This is a genomic window from Shewanella sp. 10B, assembly GCF_023475885.1.
GTDB lineage: Bacteria > Pseudomonadota > Gammaproteobacteria > Enterobacterales > Shewanellaceae > Shewanella > Shewanella mangrovisoli.
Window position 1 is genome coordinate 1073237 of the sequence record NZ_JAMDJO010000002.1, and the last position, 15946, is coordinate 1089182.

Genomic DNA, 15946 nt, shown 5'->3' on the forward strand with positions numbered 1-15946 from the left:
AACCATAAGAATGAGTCAACACCAATACAAACCCGCACAAAAACCCACCAAACAATCACAATTACACACACTTACAGCTTCAAACCTAACAAACCAAAAACAACAGAAAACGACTATTTAGTTAATACGGCATGAACTAATCCGCAAGGATTAAGCTGTTGTATTAAAAAGGCGAGTCAGCAATGACTCGCCTTTTTGCTTTATTAGCGACAATTCCCCGCCATAGCACAGCAATAGAATGACACTGACCTTGAGGCAACTTAGCTACTCCCTTAGAGATATTTCACTGCATGAAATGTGATATACCCGACTAATTTAGTCAGGATTTATTGCGCCAATATAAAGCCGCAAATATTATGCATGTAAAATTATTCTCGCTTTGGAGTGTTGCTATGTTATCTGCCCATCTCTCATCCGAAAACTCAGTTGAAGCACAGTCAGCCTCAATCACCCCATGGCTTGAACGCAAAGTGGGTGAATTGGTCGCCGAGGATTTTCGCCGCGCCCACGTGTTTAGCCAATTTGGTATCGATTTCTGTTGCGGGGGTGGTCGAGCACTCGCCAATGCCTGCGAGCGAGCAGAAGCCAATCCTGAGCAAGTCGTCGCCGCATTGGAGGCAGTTTCCCACTCGGGCGCCAAAGAAGATGAACTCAATCAGTTGCCACTCGACCAGTTGATTGATTATATCGAGCGCACCCACCATCAATACGTTCGTGCTAAGGCACCGTTATTGCTCGAATATTCAGAGAAAATGGTACGTGCCCATGGCGAGCATTATGCGGAGATTATTCCCTTCGCTGGCTGGGTGCGCGCCTTAATTGAAGACTTAATGCCGCATCTGATGAAGGAAGAAAATATCCTCTTCCCCGCGATCCGCACCATGAGCCAAGGCGAGCAAGTGCAAGGTTGTTTCGGCCATATAGGCAACCCGATCAATGCGATGCAATACGAGCATGAAGAAGCTGGGCAAATTTTGCAAAAGCTGCACGAGTTAACTAACGACTTTACCCCGCCGGAATACGCCTGCACCACATGGCGCGTTTGTTACGCGACTCTGGTCGAATTTGAGGTGGACTTGCACCGACATATCCATTTAGAGAACAACATTCTCTTCCCTAAGGCGCTACAACTCGCCTAGTACAGACTGCTCGTTCACACCCAAGGCCAGCACAACTGCTGGCCTTTGCTATTTTGGCGTGTTACAAAAAGTGGTGTGCTACGCAAGGAGCCGCCGCCATGACATACCCAACATTTGCACTCGATGATATTGGTTCACTGCATGAATCCGCTCAAGTGGAGTTTAAACTCGCGCGGGGACGCGATGGTCAAGGTCAACTCCCCGAAGATATTTGGGCGACCTACAGCTCCTTCGCCAACACCTTAGGGGGCGAGATTATCCTCGGGGTGCGTGAAGAACACGGTCATTTCACCATTGAAGGCATTCCTAACCCTCTGCCCGTGTTGCAAGAGTTTTGGGAAATCCTCGATGATCCAAGCCGCACCAGCCATAATATCCTGGCAATTTCCGATGTGCAGCTGATTGAAATTATGAATAAAAAGCTGATAAGAATTCGTGTACCGCTCGCACCAGAGCATCTTAAGCCGGTGTTTATCGGTACAGATGCTTATACGGGGACTTATTTTCGCGTGGGGGATGCCGACATGCACGCCAGCCGAAAACAGGTCACACAAATGCTGCGCCGCGCCCATCATTGCACTAAGCAACTCAAGGCACGTTAAGCCATTAAAAACCTGCGAGTAAATATCCACCCATAGCGGCAATCGCCACGCCCGATACCCGCATTAAGCTGCGCTGGCCCGTCAGGCGCTGCATACCCAATCCTAACATCACTCCGCCGAGATGAATGACCGCAGTGCCAAACAAGAAACCGAAGGCATAGAGTACGGGGCTGGCGAGTTCAGGCATTTCCATCCCATGGGCATGACCGTGGAAAATCGCAAACACGCCCACAAAGGCCATGGCAAACAACAGCGGAAGTTGGCGGTCGAAGGCTATCGCGAGCCCAAGCAATAAGACAGATAGCGCAATGCCAATTTCGACAAAGGGAACAGGAATCGCATAAAGACCTAAAATGCCACCCACCAACATAAAACACACAAAGGCTAAAGGCACAGTCCAAATAGCGCGGCCGCCCAATTGAGTACTGAGCATACCCACACTCAGCATGGCAAGGAGATGGTCAAAACCGAGGACTGGATGGTTAAAGCCCGCCATAAAACCACCACCGGAGTGGATTTCGTGCGCCGAGGCGGGGGCAATAAAAGATAGACTCAAGAGCAGCAACAGACTTAAACGCACCATACAAATTCCTTGTTAGTGATGGCGTAACAACCGAGTGAAATGATTGTGAACACTCTACGGTAAAGCCGCGAAGCAGTCTTTGATCCTTATCACCTTAAGCTATCGCTTAATTCAATGGATAACATCGCTCCAATACTTAAACCAAGTTAAGGCAGTAACATTTCCAGTAGCGCATCGAGGTTCGCAATTTCCATATGGGGCAAGAGTGCAGCGATAGGTAGCGACGCCACGCGGCCAAAACTCGGGTTGAGCCAAACAGACTGACACCCTGCCAAACGTGCACCGCGAACATCGGCATTCATACTATCGCCAACGTGCAACAGTTCATCTAAGCCGATATCGAGTCTTTCGCAGGCCTGTGAAAACATATCCTTAGCGGGCTTCATCCGTACACCACTGCCAGGATGCAGCACAAATTCGAACACATTACTTAGGCCAATACGCTCTGCGTCCACATTGCCATTGGTGATACCAATCAACCGAAAATGGGCCGATAAGCGTGTGAGTAACGCCAAGACGTCGTCTGAAACCTGAAAATGGCTGCGATGGAAATAAAAACAATCCAAGCCTTCCTGCGCGCCCCGTTTTGCCTCAGGCTCGCTATAACCGAGCAGCGATAAGCCTTTGCACAGGGTCGCAATTCGCGCCGCCGAGGTGTCATGGGCTAGGGCGGGATTTTGCTGTATCAGCTGCAACTTGAGCAATCGCCATTGCTGTGGTTGCCAAGTCTGAGTCAGCGGAAAAGCCTGATGCAAAAACTGCGTGAGCTCGGCTTCGGCATTCAGAATATGAGGCTCGTTATCGTATAGGGTATCGTCGAGATCGAAGCTGATCGCACGGATATTCTGGGGTCTAAGATAACAACGCATTATTTATCCTGTTGTTTTTTCGCTCTAGGATGGGCGTTATCATACACCTTAGCTAAGTGTTGGAAATCTAAACTGGTATAAATTTGCGTGGTCGACAGGTTTTCGTGACCCAATAACTCCTGCACTGCCCGTAAATCGGCACTGGATTCCAGCATATGCGTCGCAAAGGAATGGCGTAACTTATGGGGATGCACCCGCATAGAAAGCGCCTGCTCCTGACCCCACTTGCTCATACGCGCCTGAATGCTGCGATGGGATAAACGCTTGCCCTTCTCGGTGACAAACAATGCGTTATCTTCACAGGAAATTTGTTTGCGACACTTAAGCCAAGCACTGATGGCCTCTATGGCGTAACGCCCAACGGGGACGATGCGCTCTTTGTTGCCTTTGCCTAACACGCGCACTTCATGCTGGTCGTATTGCACACTGGATAAATCCAGCGCCGCCAGTTCTGCCAAACGCAATCCACTGGAGTAGAACAGCTCCATAATGGCTTTATCACGTAGGGTTAGCGGATCATTACCCTCAATCGCAAGCAGATGCGAGATAGAATCGACGTCGATATTCTTAGGTAACGGTTTGGCTTGTTTGGGCGCGCTCAGTCCCTTGGCAGGATTAAGTTCAATCACGCCTGAGCGTAATAAAAACTCTCCCCACTGTTTAATGGCCGACAACCACAATGATAACGAGCGCGGGCTTAAGCCCTTGCGATGCAGCTTAGCAAGCACCTGTTGCCAATGCTCACGACCCACATTGAGCAAATCAACGCCCTCGGGCAGTAACTCGCTCCCCCGCTGCAACTCGTACATATAATTGCGAACCGTATGCGCCGATAACTGACGCTCAGACTGCATATAGGTTTCAAACTGCTGCAAATAGGACTGACACTGCGGGGTCATCTCCAGCTCCTCATCATTAGGGAATTGAGGCAAGGCGAACCATCTACCTTAAAGCTTGGCCAGCATATGTGCGAGTAATCGGCGCAATTGTTCGAGCAACATATTGTCCATATCGGGATGGAAATGCGCCGCATCTTGGCTGGCAACGGCAAAAATCATCGGGATTTCATCGGCTAACTTCACTAACGCGACAGAGCCCACTTCGCTACCAAACAGGCGTTTCGCTTCCTGCTGGGTTAAGCGGCCAAAGTAGTAATCCTTACGCAGACGCTGAGCCCAAATCGCTTGCATCTCCACATCGGCATCTAACACGCTGATCAGACGCACATGGGTAAAATTAAACTGCGTCTTTAAACTGTCGGCCAGTACTTCCTTAAGGGCTTCTAAATTAACGCAATTAAGTAACTTAAAAGACAGCTCGGTATTAAAGAGGAATATCTTTTCATTGCGTGCCGCCATCGCCAGCAGACTGGTAATTTCTTCTTCGAGTTGCCCAACCCGTTGGCGCAGCAACTCTTGACGACGCTCGACCAAGGAAATCGCGCCGCGCTCCGAATGGGGTAAACGCATCGCAAGTAACAGCTCGGGATAACGATTAAAAAAGTCTGGGTTATCGAGTAGGTACTCGCGAATAATCAACTCATCGAAGGGAAGATCGGTCTGCGGCATCAAAGGCTCGGTCATAACTGAATTTGTCCATCGTAAACGTGCTGCGCCGGCCCCGTCATCCACAGGGGTTTGCCTTCGCCTTCCCAATTGATGGTTAAGGTGCCACCCGGCAAGTCGACACGTACCTGTTGATCGAGTTTGCCTTGAATTTGCCCAACCACCACAGCGGCACAAGCGCCAGTACCACAGGCTAAGGTCTCGGCCGCACCACGTTCATAAACTCTAAGCTTGATATGGCCCGAATTTACCACCTGCATAAAGCCGACGTTTACTCCGCGCGGGAAGCGCTCATGCTTAGTGAGCAGCGCACCAATTTCGGCGACATTGGCGTTAGCAACATCTTCGACATCGAGCACGCAATGGGGGTTGCCCATCGAGGCCGCACCACATAAAAAGGTTTGTTGTGGTGTTTGCAGCAAGTAGGTTTTTTCGGCCTTTTTGGCTTTGAAAGGAATTTGGCTTGGGTCGAGCACGGGCACACCCATGTTCACAGTGACGGTGCCGTCACGTTCGAGGCGAAGAGTCATCTTACCCGCAGAGGTGCTCACGCGAATTTTATTCTTATTCGTCAGCCCTTTATTACGAACAAAGCGCGCAAAACAACGGGCGCCATTGCCGCAGTTTTCGACCTCACCACCGTCGGCATTAAAGATACGATAGTGAAAATCCAAATCGGGATCATAGGGCGGCTCAACCAGTAAAAGTTGGTCGAAACCTATGCCAAAGTTACGGTCGGCTAAACGGCGGATCTGCTCAGGCGAAAAGAACACGTTCTGCGTGACACCATCGACCACCATAAAATCGTTGCCCAGTCCGTGCATCTTAGTGAATTGGATCAAGATACTTATCCTTTAAGCCTAGGCGCCGCCATTAACTAGCCAAGCGCCTGAATCAATATAATTTTCTAGTTTACGGCAGGAGTTGCTCACCTTGCCAGAGCTGCGCTAATTTTTCTCGTTCACGCACCAGATAAGCCTTGTCACCATCGACCATCACCTCGGCCGCACGCGGACGGGTGTTATAGTTTGAGGCCATGGCAAAACCGTAGGCACCACTCGAGCGCACAACCAGCAAATCCCCCGCCGCAATCGCGAGTGCTCTGTCTTTACCTAAAAAGTCACCGGTTTCGCACACAGGTCCAACGATATCAAATGCTTGTGCCTGTTCATCCCTTGGATTTACCGGAATGATATTTTGCCAAGCACTATAGAGTGCGGGGCGAATTAAGTCGTTCATCGCACCGTCGACAATCGCAAAACGCTTATCGCTGTTTTCTTTAAGGTACAGAACCTGAGTCACGAAAATCCCCGCGTTAGCGGCAATGGCGCGACCCGGCTCGAAAATTAACTTGAGCTTACGATCGCCTAAACGTGCGAGCAGTGCAGCGGCGTAAACATCGGGATGCGGCGGGGTTTCATCATCATAGGTTACCCCTAAACCACCACCCACATCGAAGTGTTCAATCACAATACCTTGCTCGGCCAGACGGTCGATAAGGGCTAACATTCTGTCCATCGCATCGAGGAAAGGCTGGATCTCGGTCAGCTGTGAACCAATATGGCAATCGACCCCTTTGACCTGCAAATGTGGCAGCGCATGGGCACGGGCGAATACGACTTCGGCCTCATCCATGGCGATACCAAATTTGTTTTCTTTGAGACCCGTCGAGATATATGGATGCGTACCGGCATCGACATCGGGATTCACCCGCAGCGACACGGGAGCAATTTTACCTAAGCGGCCTGCAACGTCGTTAAGTTGTTCAAGCTCGGCGCTCGATTCGACGTTAAAGCAGTAAATACCGAGGTTAAGTGCTTGCTCCATTTCGGCAACGGTTTTACCTACGCCCGAAAACACTACTTTGGCAGGGTCGCCACCGGCTTCAATCACCCGCGCTAACTCACCGCCCGAGACAATATCAAAACCACTGCCTAAACGAGCCAAGACGTTCAGTACGGCTAAGTTCGAGTTGGCTTTCACCGCGTAACACACTAAATGTGGATGGTCGGCCACCGCATTGTTAAATGCATGCCAGTGACGTTCGAGCGTCGCACGGGAATAGATATACAGTGGCGTGCCATACTGCTGGGCTAAATCATTGACCCGACAGCCTTCGGCGTACAGGGTATTGTCTTGGTAGAGAAAGTGATCCAATGTCCGATTCCTTACTGCGCTTTGTTGTAATTATGCTGATTATTATTGTGTTTTTTCAGTTTCAGCTTGAGGCTCCGCCGTGTCGGCTGGGGTTGCCTCACTCTTCGGCGCCTTGATTTTTGTAGGCTGACTCACCTCTGCGGGAGAGGATTTATACAGGGGGCCTTTTTGACCGCATGCTGTAATGAATAGGCTACCAAGCAATAACAATAAAAACAGTCTCATTTTTCTCAACATCTGTGCATCTGGTGACTAATAGCCTTATAATCGCACCCATCTTGACGAAAGCAAAGGACAGAAATGCATGGCCATGACAGATACAGAATTTCACCAGCTCGCCGATGACATGTTCCAAGCGATAGAGAACGCTATCGAAACCGCAATTGATGAACAAGACGCCGATGTCGATATTGATGCCAGCGGTAACGTGTTACAGCTGGAATTTGTCGATGGTTCGAAAATCGTCATCAACAAACAAGAGCCTTTGCATGAGATTTGGGTTGCGACCCGTTTCGGTGGCTATCACTTTGGTTTTGTTGATGGTAAATGGATTGATGGTCGTAACGGTGGCGAGTTTATGCCCTTTGTACAGGACTCGATCCTTCGCCAGAGCGGTATCGCACTGAGCTTCTAATAAGCGCGTGCAGCATTGCTAAGCGGGAGCAACTCCCGCTTAAAACTCCACATTGGCGTTATTGATATCGACCCCAAAGGGCATAACAGTCAACTCGCCCGCTACCCGTACTAGATGGAAAAACTGCGGAATATTAAACCTCGCCTTCGCGGCATAATATTCATCAAACACATAGTGATGACTCACTTTGTTGACCAACTCCACCATATTCGAGCCCGGCTGCACATAATGGCTAAGCTGATTATCTTCATCGAGAATAAACACGTCCAAGCTTTCGGGCCGCTGCCGTAAGAAATATTGAATCGCTCCCTTAGCCGCAAAGTTCTGAATAATTTTCGGCATACTCGAAAAGGGATCGTCGCCCAACTCTGGCCGAGGCAATTGCACTAGATGACTGCGTGACAGCTGCTGATAAAAGGATTTGGCATCGCTCAAGTCCTGATACGCCATCCCCAAGGGATTAAAGAAGATCCCATAACGGGTATGACTGATTTGCAGCGGCTGCACTAAGGTGCTCGATTGTTGCACCTGTTGGCAGAGGCGCACGGTTTGTTTCAGCAGGTTTTTCACCGCTAACTTAAGCTGAGGCCTGAGTTTTTGCGAGCAGCTAATCACATCCATATCCACTGGATGGGTCGCTCGCCTTAATCCTGGGGTGACAAACGATAGCGCTTGCAACACCGCGGTTTCACCCTCAAAACGATGGCATTGCCACTCTCCCCAACTATTGAGACAGATGGCATCGAGGGCGCCGAGCATATTTTCTTTCTTACGGCCCAATGAAAACACGTTGGCATTCATCACATCGACCATCATCTCCTGCCCGTGCCAATGGACGGTAGGGTCGCAGTCGAGATTAAGCACAAAAATAAGCTTTCTAAAATGCCAGGGCTGGCATAGGTCGAGTTTCGATACTCGCCAGTCATGGTCGATAAAATTAAGTAGTCGCCTTGATGCCTCGGTTAGCCGTCGAGACTTAACCTTACTCTGGCCAAACTCATACCATTTAGTTTCTGGCGTCGACACGCCATTCAAACAGGCCCAGATCATCAATGCCGAGGGGGTTTTCCCCTTGCAGATCGCCGATTCACCCAATAGATTTTGCGGCTTTGGCCCCTGGCGATAGAGGTAATATTGGTTTTCCTTGGTGCTAGACACCATGGTCACTTCTGATTCGGCGACCGAGCGGCTCCAAAGCAGGTTTAACTTAGCGATTTGGTCTTCATCTTGGCTGAAGTAAGTGTGCAGCTTGCGGGTGAGCATCCCCAACTCTTCAATCCTGAGCCCCTCGTTCAACTCATGGGTCGAAGCGAAGCGCAGCAGCGTCTGGTAACTCGCCAGCAGCAACTCGTTGAGCTGCTCGTTAAACCAGTTCAATTGTCCGCTATGCCAATGCTCACAGTCATCTAAGGTCGAAATCAAGCTGTCGGGCCACTGCCATTCTTGCACTAGTTTTTGCATTTTGGCGTAGCGCCAGTCTTTGCCTTGATCCGCCACACTCAAATACACGCCACATTTGAGATAAAAACAACGGCGTACAATCTCGAGTCGACGATTATCATTCTGCTTTAACAGGTAAGCTTCGATGACTTCATAAATCGCGTAATAAGCATCGTTAGAGGTGGAGAAATCGCCCGCTAAGGCCTTTTGCCACAACCTGTCACACAACAACTGCGAATGGGGATATTCACTCGCATAGGCTTCCAGTAGCAGTACTTTTATCAAGGCCTTATGGGGTTTATTGAGGCCTTTATAGAGCTGCCACAGCGACGCCCCAAAGTACTCACTCGCCGGCAGCTCGTGCACATTACCTAGGTACAACAGCTCAGGATTGAGCTTGGCATCGGGCCACCATGCGATGGTTTTACCCGCTAACCGAATTTGGCTACGGTAAAACTCCTCAAGCAATAACCAGTGTTGCGTACTGCCGCTGTGTTCATGGGCCATCGACGATTGGCAACCCGAACGCTGCGACATATCGCCACAAAATTGTTGCGGGTGAACCAAGTAAAAGTTCACCTCAAATTGATATTCGGCAAACCAAGCGGTTAAGCGCTCGGTTTTTAATTTAATAGAGGCTAAGTCATCATCACACAGCTGTGCATGGTGCACTAACCATACATCCACATCGCTCTTGGCATTCTGACCAAAACTGGCCGTACTGCCCATGGCATATACCCCTTCAAAAGCCGGATTTTCAGCCTCGCTGGCGCTAAAGGGGAGCTTAAACACATCGCAGGCCTGCGCCTCAAATGAGTCAGGGCTATAGCCTTGAATGCCACTTGGGGTATTGGGGTCAACAAAGCCAGGATACTGAACGCTATTCTGCTGAATAAGAAAGGGGATTAAACGGAACAAATGCTTTTGCAGCGGCGACAACAAGGCTAAAGCTCGTGCGATACGAACTTGATTAAGTCTTTCTGCGATATCAGGAAATTGACCTTGTTGATCCATCCAAGAAAACGACGCTCAAGCACGAGTAAGAAGTGTGCTCATGTTAACACTTTTGCAAAGCTGAGCAACTAAATGATAACTCCATCACACTTTTTAGCTATTTAGAACACCGCCGACTTCAAAGAATCGATACGGCTTCCTTACATTCACGAATAGCCAATGTTAGCATTGGCGCAACTAAGATCTCGGATGGAAACTAGGCATGTCTGAAAACCGCATACGTATCGCTACCCGCAAGAGTCCGCTGGCCATGTGGCAAGCTGAATTTGTTAAAGCAGAATTAGAACGCGTTCACCCAGGTATCGTGGTGGAGCTATTGCCAATGAGCACTAAGGGCGATGTTATCTTAGACACCCCATTAGCTAAGGTTGGCGGTAAAGGCCTGTTCGTGAAAGAACTCGAAGTCGCCATGCTAGAAGACCAAGCCGATATCGCAGTGCACTCAATGAAAGATGTGCCAGTGGATTTCCCCGAAGGCTTAGGGCTGGAAGTGATTTGTGAACGTGAAGATCCTCGCGACGCCTTTGTGTCTAACCTGTATAAGTCAATCAGTGAGCTGCCACTTGGCGCCACAGTCGGCACCTCAAGCCTACGTCGTCAGTGCCAACTGCGCGCATCACGCCCAGACCTGATTATCAAAGATCTGCGCGGTAACGTGGGGACTCGCCTCGCGAAACTCGATAACGGCGAATACGATGCGATTATCCTTGCTGCGGCAGGTTTAATTCGCCTGAAGTTATCAGAGCGTATTGCCAGCTTTATCTCTGCCGAAGAATCCTTACCCGCCAACGGTCAAGGCGCTGTCGGTATCGAGTGCCGCACTAACGATGCACGCGTAAAAGCACTCTTAGCACCTTTAGAACACTTAGAGACTCGCTACCGCGTGATCGCCGAGCGCGCCATGAATACTCGCCTCGAAGGTGGCTGCCAAGTACCTATTGGTGCTTTTGCCGAAATCCACGGTGATGAGATGACACTGCGCGGCCTCGTGGGTAATCCCGATGGTAGCGAAATCATCGAAGGCGTGATCACAGGTCCAAAGACCGAAGCGACGCAACTCGGTGTCGCCCTTGCAGAAGAACTGCTGAGCAAAGGCGCTAAAAGCATCCTCGACGCTGTTTACGCAAAAGCCTAAGACGATGAAAGTCTTACTGACGCGCCCCGAGGGGCGCAATCAGTCCATGGTCGATGCCTTAACTGAAAAAGGTATCGACCACTGCGTTACCCCACTCCTTTGTGTTGAGGCCACACCTCCTCTGCCGCCTGACACTTCGCATCCCCTAACCCATGTCGATATGGTTATCTGTATCAGCGCCAATGCGGTGAGCTTTGCTGATACTGCGTTTAAAGTCGATACAGCCCAAGTTACAGACTGGCCAAGCGTGCCTTATTTCGCCGTGGGTCATGCAACTTGGGAAGCGCTGCAAGAGAAGGGAATTGAGGCTCTCGAAGCACCAGATGATTGCCAGCAAACAGAAGGCTTGCTGACATTGCCTGCACTGCAACATATCCAAGGCAAACATATCACTATCATTCGTGGTGTCGGTGGTCGTGAAGCCCTCGCCGAGCAACTAAGAGCCAGAGGCGCGAAGGTGCGCTATTGGGAAGTCTATCAACGCGCTTGCCCGCCGCTCGATGGCGCTGCGGTTAGCCAACACTGGCGTGACTTAGGGATAGATACTATCGTCGTGACGAGTGGTGAAGTGCTGGATAATCTGATTAATCTAGTGCCAAAAGAGTTATTTGCATGGCTGCGCTCATGTCATATCATAGTCCCCAGTAACCGAGTAGAAGCTCAAGCTCATGCCTTTGGTATAACCCAAGTCACCAATGCCAATGCCGCCAACAGCAAAGCCGTGCTAAACGCCCTTAAACTCTAAGCGCTATTTAGCCCGATTTTACTCGAATTTCGGCAGTAGCATGATTTTAAGGACTGTTAAATGGATAACAACAAGCACGACGCCCAAAGCCCAGAGTCACAGGCTACCCCAGTTCTCGCTCCATCGGGCAATGCCGATGACGCTACATCACAGACCCAAGCTTCTGAACCCCAGATCAATCAGCTCGAAGATAAAGCAGTTAAACCTGCCGACACTAAGCCGCAAGCAAGCAAACCCGAATCGACTCAAGCGGCTCGCCAAATGGTGCAAGTGAATCGCAGCTCTTGGGCGATTCGTTTCGGTGTGTTACTGGCCTTAGGCTTAACCGTTTGCACCATAGGTGGCGGCTATTTGCTGTATCAACAAATGCAGCAACAGCTTCAACTGCAAGAGACGAAAAATCTAGCCCTACAAGATCAGCTGCAGCAGGCTTTACTCGCCCCGAATCAACGCATTGCACAGCTTGAGCAACAACAACTGTCCGATGCCAAAACCTTCCAAGAGCTAGCTAAACTCGCTACAGACCAGAGTCAGTTGCAGGACAGATTAAATAAACTGGCCCAGCGCAGCCCAACTCACTGGATGGCCTCGGAAGCCGAATATTTGGTGAACATGGCGGGGCGTAAGCTTTGGCTCGAAAAAGATCCACGCACGGCGACCGACTTATTAAAGTCCGCCGATGAAACCATTGCCGCGATGAACAACCCAGCCTTACTGCCAATCCGTAAGGCGCTGGCAAAGGATATCGCCGCGACCGCCAATATTAAGAGTGCGGATATTGAAGGCAGTGTGTTAGCAATCGATGCCTTAATCGATCAACTCGACAAATTACCGCTAAACCGTGCCGATGCTGACGCAAGCGCCCCAGAAGATACCGCCATTTCTGGCGATCTGAATGATTGGCAAAGCAATCTAAGTAAAACTTGGAAGGCGTTGACCCAAGATTTTATTACCATTCGCCACAGAACCGCCGATGCGCCAGCCCTGCTCGCGCCGGAGCAACAATGGTATCTGGTTGAGAATGTGCGCCATAAACTGCTGCAAGCGCAACTGGCACTCTATCGCTATGATAGAGCGGCTTATCATCAATCACTGATGATGGCACGCCAGTGGATCCAAACCTATTTTGATGTTCAAGCACACCCAACCACTGAAGCCATTGCCGAAATCGACAAACTGGCGACATTGGAACTTGACCCGATCACGCTGAAATCCTTTGCCGCTAAACCACTGTTATTACAGTTAACCAGCTATGGTGAACTCACCTCTTCAGAGGAACCACAGCTATGATTAAGGCATTGATATTTCTTGGGATCATATTAATAGGCCTGTGCATCAGCCCTTGGATTGTCGGCAATACTGGCTATGTGTATATTGCCGCTGGCGATTATCAGCTTGAGACCAGTTTAGTCTTTGGGATCATCATGTTAATCGTGTTCTACGCCCTATTCCAAGTACTGGAATGGCTAGTGATCACTGTGATTAATCTGCTGCTTCGCAGCCGTTTTATCCCGCAGCATTGGCGTCGCCGCTCTGCCAAGAAAAACACCTTAATCGGCGCACTCGCCATTGCCGAAGAAGATTGGCCAGCGGCAGAACGCGCCATGATTAAAGGGGCCGACAACGGTGAACTGCCCGCATTAAATTTGTTAGCCGCAGCACGAGCCGCGCAACATCAAAATAAAATCGCCGAGCGAGATCAATATCTTGCCCGCGCAGAAGCCCAACCTATGACGGCCAATGCGGTGGCAACCACTCGTACCCGTTACTTGCTCAAGCAAGGGGAATTAGCCTTAGCCAGAGCGGAACTCGATAAGTTAGCGCCGACCAGCAAGAGCAAAGCCCCTGTACTGAAACTCGCCCTAGAGTTGTACCGGGCGCAACAAGATTGGGAAGCGCTTAAGTTATTGCTGCCAATCTTGAAGAAACGCCAAATTCTAGATGATACAAAGTTAACTGCACTAAGCGTTGAAACCCATTGCGCCCTATTAAAAGCAGCGAGTCTTAAAGGGGAAGACGCCCTAGAGCAATGTTGGCAATGGCTTTCACGCGATGAACGTAACCAGTCTGAGTTTTTAGCGATTTACGCCATGGGCTTATGCCGCTTCAATCGCAAAGACCAAGCGCTTAAATTACTCTCGAAAAAGCTGCGTAGTTCGCCAGAGTCGGCACTGTTAGAAGTGATACCACAGATAGTCACCGCTCATGACGAAGAGATCCGCAAACAATTACTCAAGCATGAAATCACCCATGAGAATAATGCTGATTACCAAAAATGCTTAGCGCTGCTGTATCAACAAACCCGCGACATGAAAGAAGCGAAAACCTGCTGGCAGAATGTGTGTCGTCTTGCTCCGAGTAAAGACTCTTGGCTAGCGCTCGCCCGTATTCAAGAGCAATTAGGCGAACAGGGCAACGCTAATCAAAGCTATCGCCAAGCGGTAAACCTCTAGCGTCTTTTTCTATGCCGCAATTCAATAGAGTGAATTGCGGCAATTCCCTTCTGACGCTCCATCTCATCCCCGAACATATACAATTCATAAAATATTAATCTCTATTACCAGAATAATTTGTTATAAATATGTTTCTATATAGAAATCAAAGACACTAAATGCAGTTTGATTTTCACGTTAAGATACAACATCTAGTTATCCAGCCTTAAAGCGCCAATTTTCCGCATCACTCCCCGCCAAACCCAGTTATAGCAAGCGATAAGCCTGTGTCAAAAAATTGACTTGCGCTCAATGCCAAGCTAAAATTTCACCACTTGTATCACAATCCATCACATTTGTTGGATCTGTGCATCTTTGGATTAACACAGTTAGCTGTTGGGAGCTTATTATGGGATCGATCATTACAACAAAGAAAGGTTTGCTCAAACTGGTAAAAGGGCAAATCGAAGTCGAGGTTAATGGTTCAAATCAACCCGCTAAGGACGGCGAACAACTCCCAAAAGGTGCTGTTCTCCATATCGGTGAAAATGCAACCTACGAAATCACCTTCGATGATGGTACTAAGCTGTCTAACGAAGTTGCACCGAGTATTGCTGCCACTCCCAACGCTGGCGATCAAGCGACCCAAGACGAAATCCAAGCACTACAAGATCTGATCGCCTCTGGTGAAGACCCAACTCAAAATCTACCAGAAACCGCCGCAGGTAATGCTCCAGCTGGCAGTGACGGTAACTCAGGTTATGTCACCCTTGCCCGTGATGGCACTGAAGCCTTAGCCACATCAGGTTACTCAACCTCTTCACAAACACTGACAGCAACGACGACTGCGGCTCCTGACCAAACCATAGCAACCGACTCCCCTTCTGTATTAGCAAACGACAGTATTACCGTTGATGAAGATACAGTTGCTTCAGGCAATGTGCTCACGAATGATGTAGATGCAGATACAGTATTAAGTGTGGCGGGTTTTAATATTAATGGTACCGACTTCGCCGCAGGCACGATTGTTACCCTTGAAGGCGGCAGCTTTGTACTCAATGCCGATGGCTCTTACACCTTCACACCAAATGAAAACTGGAACGGCCAAGTACCTGTCATCACTTACACTACTAATACAGGTTCAACTGCAACATTAACCATTAGCGTCACTCCTGTTGATGACCCATCGGTATTAGCAAACGATACCAATACTGTCGATGAAGATACGATTGCTACAGGCAATGTGCTCGACAACGACACCGATGTAGATTCAACCTTAAGTGTTGTTAGCTTTACTGTATCAGGCAGCACTTTTGCCGCGGGTACCACTGTCGCTCTAGACGATGGCAGCTTAGTACTCAATGCCGATGGCTCTTACAGCTTTACTCCAAATGCAGATTGGAACGGCCAGGTTCCTGTTATCTCCTACACCACTAATACAGGTTCAACTGCAACATTAACCATTAACGTCACCCCTGTTGATGACCCATCGGTACTAGCAAACGATACTAATACCGTCAATGAAGATACGGTAGCAACAGGCAATGTACTCGACAACGACACCGATGTAGATTCAATCTTAAGTGTTGTTAGTTTTACAGTATCAGGCAGCACTTTTGCCGCGGGTACCA

Annotated in this window: 16 protein-coding genes; 8 read left to right on the forward strand and 8 right to left on the reverse strand. The window is 49.3% G+C overall.

Annotated features, from left to right (window positions below):
• Positions 1-392 precede the first annotated feature (392 nt).
• Together ric and M0415_RS12225 are read left to right on the forward strand one after the other, a co-directional pair.
• Positions 393-1139 (forward strand): iron-sulfur cluster repair di-iron protein, encoded by a 747-nt coding sequence (ric, locus tag M0415_RS12220; RefSeq protein WP_249553317.1) that lies wholly within the window; start codon positions 393-395, stop codon positions 1137-1139.
• Between the two features lie 98 nt (positions 1140-1237).
• A complete protein-coding gene (locus M0415_RS12225) occupies positions 1238-1741 on the forward strand; it encodes an AlbA family DNA-binding domain-containing protein (RefSeq protein WP_249553315.1) in 504 nt (167 codons plus the stop codon).
• Between the two features lie 4 nt (positions 1742-1745).
• On the opposite strand, the gene M0415_RS12230 is transcribed toward M0415_RS12225, so the two are convergent.
• From M0415_RS12230 to lptM, 7 genes are all read right to left on the reverse strand, one after another.
• Positions 1746-2324, reverse strand: coding sequence for a HupE/UreJ family protein (locus M0415_RS12230; protein WP_088211934.1), 579 nt, complete (start codon positions 2322-2324; stop codon positions 1746-1748).
• 146 nt (positions 2325-2470) lie between these two features.
• Entirely contained in the window at positions 2471-3193 is a 723-nt protein-coding gene (locus M0415_RS12235; RefSeq protein ID WP_249553313.1) for an HAD-IA family hydrolase, read from the reverse strand.
• Positions 3193-4092, reverse strand: coding sequence for a tyrosine recombinase XerC (gene xerC / locus M0415_RS12240; RefSeq protein WP_011621200.1), 900 nt, complete (start codon positions 4090-4092; stop codon positions 3193-3195). The genes M0415_RS12235 and xerC overlap by 1 nt, the downstream gene beginning before the upstream one ends.
• Positions 4093-4140: 48 nt before the next feature.
• The gene (locus M0415_RS12245) at positions 4141-4776 is read right to left on the reverse strand and encodes a DUF484 family protein (protein WP_011627404.1); all 636 of its coding nucleotides are present in this window, start codon (positions 4774-4776) and stop codon (positions 4141-4143) included.
• Positions 4773-5600 (reverse strand): diaminopimelate epimerase, encoded by an 828-nt coding sequence (gene dapF / locus M0415_RS12250; RefSeq protein WP_011715615.1) that lies wholly within the window; start codon positions 5598-5600, stop codon positions 4773-4775. The genes M0415_RS12245 and dapF overlap by 4 nt, the downstream gene beginning before the upstream one ends.
• 70 nt (positions 5601-5670) lie before the next feature.
• On the reverse strand, positions 5671-6915 hold the full coding sequence (gene lysA, locus M0415_RS12255; protein ID WP_249553311.1) for a diaminopimelate decarboxylase: 1245 nt from the start codon (positions 6913-6915) through the stop codon (positions 5671-5673).
• 42 nt (positions 6916-6957) lie between these two features.
• Positions 6958-7152, reverse strand: coding sequence for an LPS translocon maturation chaperone LptM (lptM, locus tag M0415_RS12260; protein WP_088211940.1), 195 nt, complete (start codon positions 7150-7152; stop codon positions 6958-6960).
• Between the two features lie 67 nt (positions 7153-7219).
• On the opposite strand from lptM, the gene cyaY reads away from it, so the two are divergent.
• A complete protein-coding gene (cyaY, locus tag M0415_RS12265; RefSeq protein WP_249553309.1) occupies positions 7220-7549 on the forward strand; it encodes an iron donor protein CyaY in 330 nt (109 codons plus the stop codon).
• A 39-nt stretch (positions 7550-7588) separates the two neighbouring features.
• Here cyaY and M0415_RS12270 read toward each other — a convergent pair whose 3' ends face one another.
• Positions 7589-10003, reverse strand: coding sequence for a class I adenylate cyclase (locus tag M0415_RS12270; protein WP_249553307.1), 2415 nt, complete (start codon positions 10001-10003; stop codon positions 7589-7591).
• A gap of 202 nt (positions 10004-10205) precedes the next feature.
• On the opposite strand from M0415_RS12270, the gene hemC reads away from it, so the two are divergent.
• The 5 genes from hemC to M0415_RS12295 all read left to right on the forward strand — a co-directional run.
• Complete coding sequence (gene hemC / locus M0415_RS12275; protein ID WP_088211942.1) at positions 10206-11138, forward strand: hydroxymethylbilane synthase; 933 nt, start codon at positions 10206-10208, stop codon at positions 11136-11138.
• A 4-nt stretch (positions 11139-11142) separates the two neighbouring features.
• The gene (locus M0415_RS12280) at positions 11143-11883 is read left to right on the forward strand and encodes a uroporphyrinogen-III synthase (protein ID WP_249553305.1); all 741 of its coding nucleotides are present in this window, start codon (positions 11143-11145) and stop codon (positions 11881-11883) included.
• A gap of 60 nt (positions 11884-11943) precedes the next feature.
• On the forward strand, positions 11944-13173 hold the full coding sequence (locus tag M0415_RS12285) for a uroporphyrinogen-III C-methyltransferase (RefSeq protein WP_249553303.1): 1230 nt from the start codon (positions 11944-11946) through the stop codon (positions 13171-13173).
• Complete coding sequence (locus M0415_RS12290; protein ID WP_249553301.1) at positions 13170-14336, forward strand: heme biosynthesis HemY N-terminal domain-containing protein; 1167 nt, start codon at positions 13170-13172, stop codon at positions 14334-14336. The genes M0415_RS12285 and M0415_RS12290 overlap by 4 nt, the downstream gene beginning before the upstream one ends.
• Positions 14337-14724: 388 nt before the next feature.
• Positions 14725-15946 (forward strand): retention module-containing protein (locus M0415_RS12295; protein WP_249560480.1); only part of this gene is annotated, 1222 nt, incomplete at its 3' end.

What these genes read in the sequence shown, in the direction of transcription:
- M0415_RS12280 (WP_249553305.1), top strand. Translation starts at nt 11,143, where the DNA reads ATGAAAGTCTTACTGACGCGCCCCGAGGGGCGCAATCAGTCCATGGTC.
- lptM (WP_088211940.1), bottom strand. Translation starts at nt 7,152, where the DNA reads ATGTTGAGAAAAATGAGACTGTTTTTATTGTTATTGCTTGGTAGCCTA.
- M0415_RS12230 (WP_088211934.1), bottom strand. Translation starts at nt 2,324, where the DNA reads ATGGTGCGTTTAAGTCTGTTGCTGCTCTTGAGTCTATCTTTTATTGCC.
- M0415_RS12235 (WP_249553313.1), bottom strand. Translation starts at nt 3,193, where the DNA reads ATGCGTTGTTATCTTAGACCCCAGAATATCCGTGCGATCAGCTTCGAT.
- M0415_RS12245 (WP_011627404.1), bottom strand. Translation starts at nt 4,776, where the DNA reads ATGACCGAGCCTTTGATGCCGCAGACCGATCTTCCCTTCGATGAGTTG.
- M0415_RS12290 (WP_249553301.1), top strand. Translation starts at nt 13,170, where the DNA reads ATGATTAAGGCATTGATATTTCTTGGGATCATATTAATAGGCCTGTGC.
- M0415_RS12270 (WP_249553307.1), bottom strand. Translation starts at nt 10,003, where the DNA reads ATGGATCAACAAGGTCAATTTCCTGATATCGCAGAAAGACTTAATCAA.
- ric (WP_249553317.1), top strand. Translation starts at nt 393, where the DNA reads ATGTTATCTGCCCATCTCTCATCCGAAAACTCAGTTGAAGCACAGTCA.
- M0415_RS12225 (WP_249553315.1), top strand. Translation starts at nt 1,238, where the DNA reads ATGACATACCCAACATTTGCACTCGATGATATTGGTTCACTGCATGAA.
- cyaY (WP_249553309.1), top strand. Translation starts at nt 7,220, where the DNA reads ATGGCCATGACAGATACAGAATTTCACCAGCTCGCCGATGACATGTTC.
- hemC (WP_088211942.1), top strand. Translation starts at nt 10,206, where the DNA reads ATGTCTGAAAACCGCATACGTATCGCTACCCGCAAGAGTCCGCTGGCC.
- M0415_RS12285 (WP_249553303.1), top strand. Translation starts at nt 11,944, where the DNA reads ATGGATAACAACAAGCACGACGCCCAAAGCCCAGAGTCACAGGCTACC.
- xerC (WP_011621200.1), bottom strand. Translation starts at nt 4,092, where the DNA reads ATGACCCCGCAGTGTCAGTCCTATTTGCAGCAGTTTGAAACCTATATG.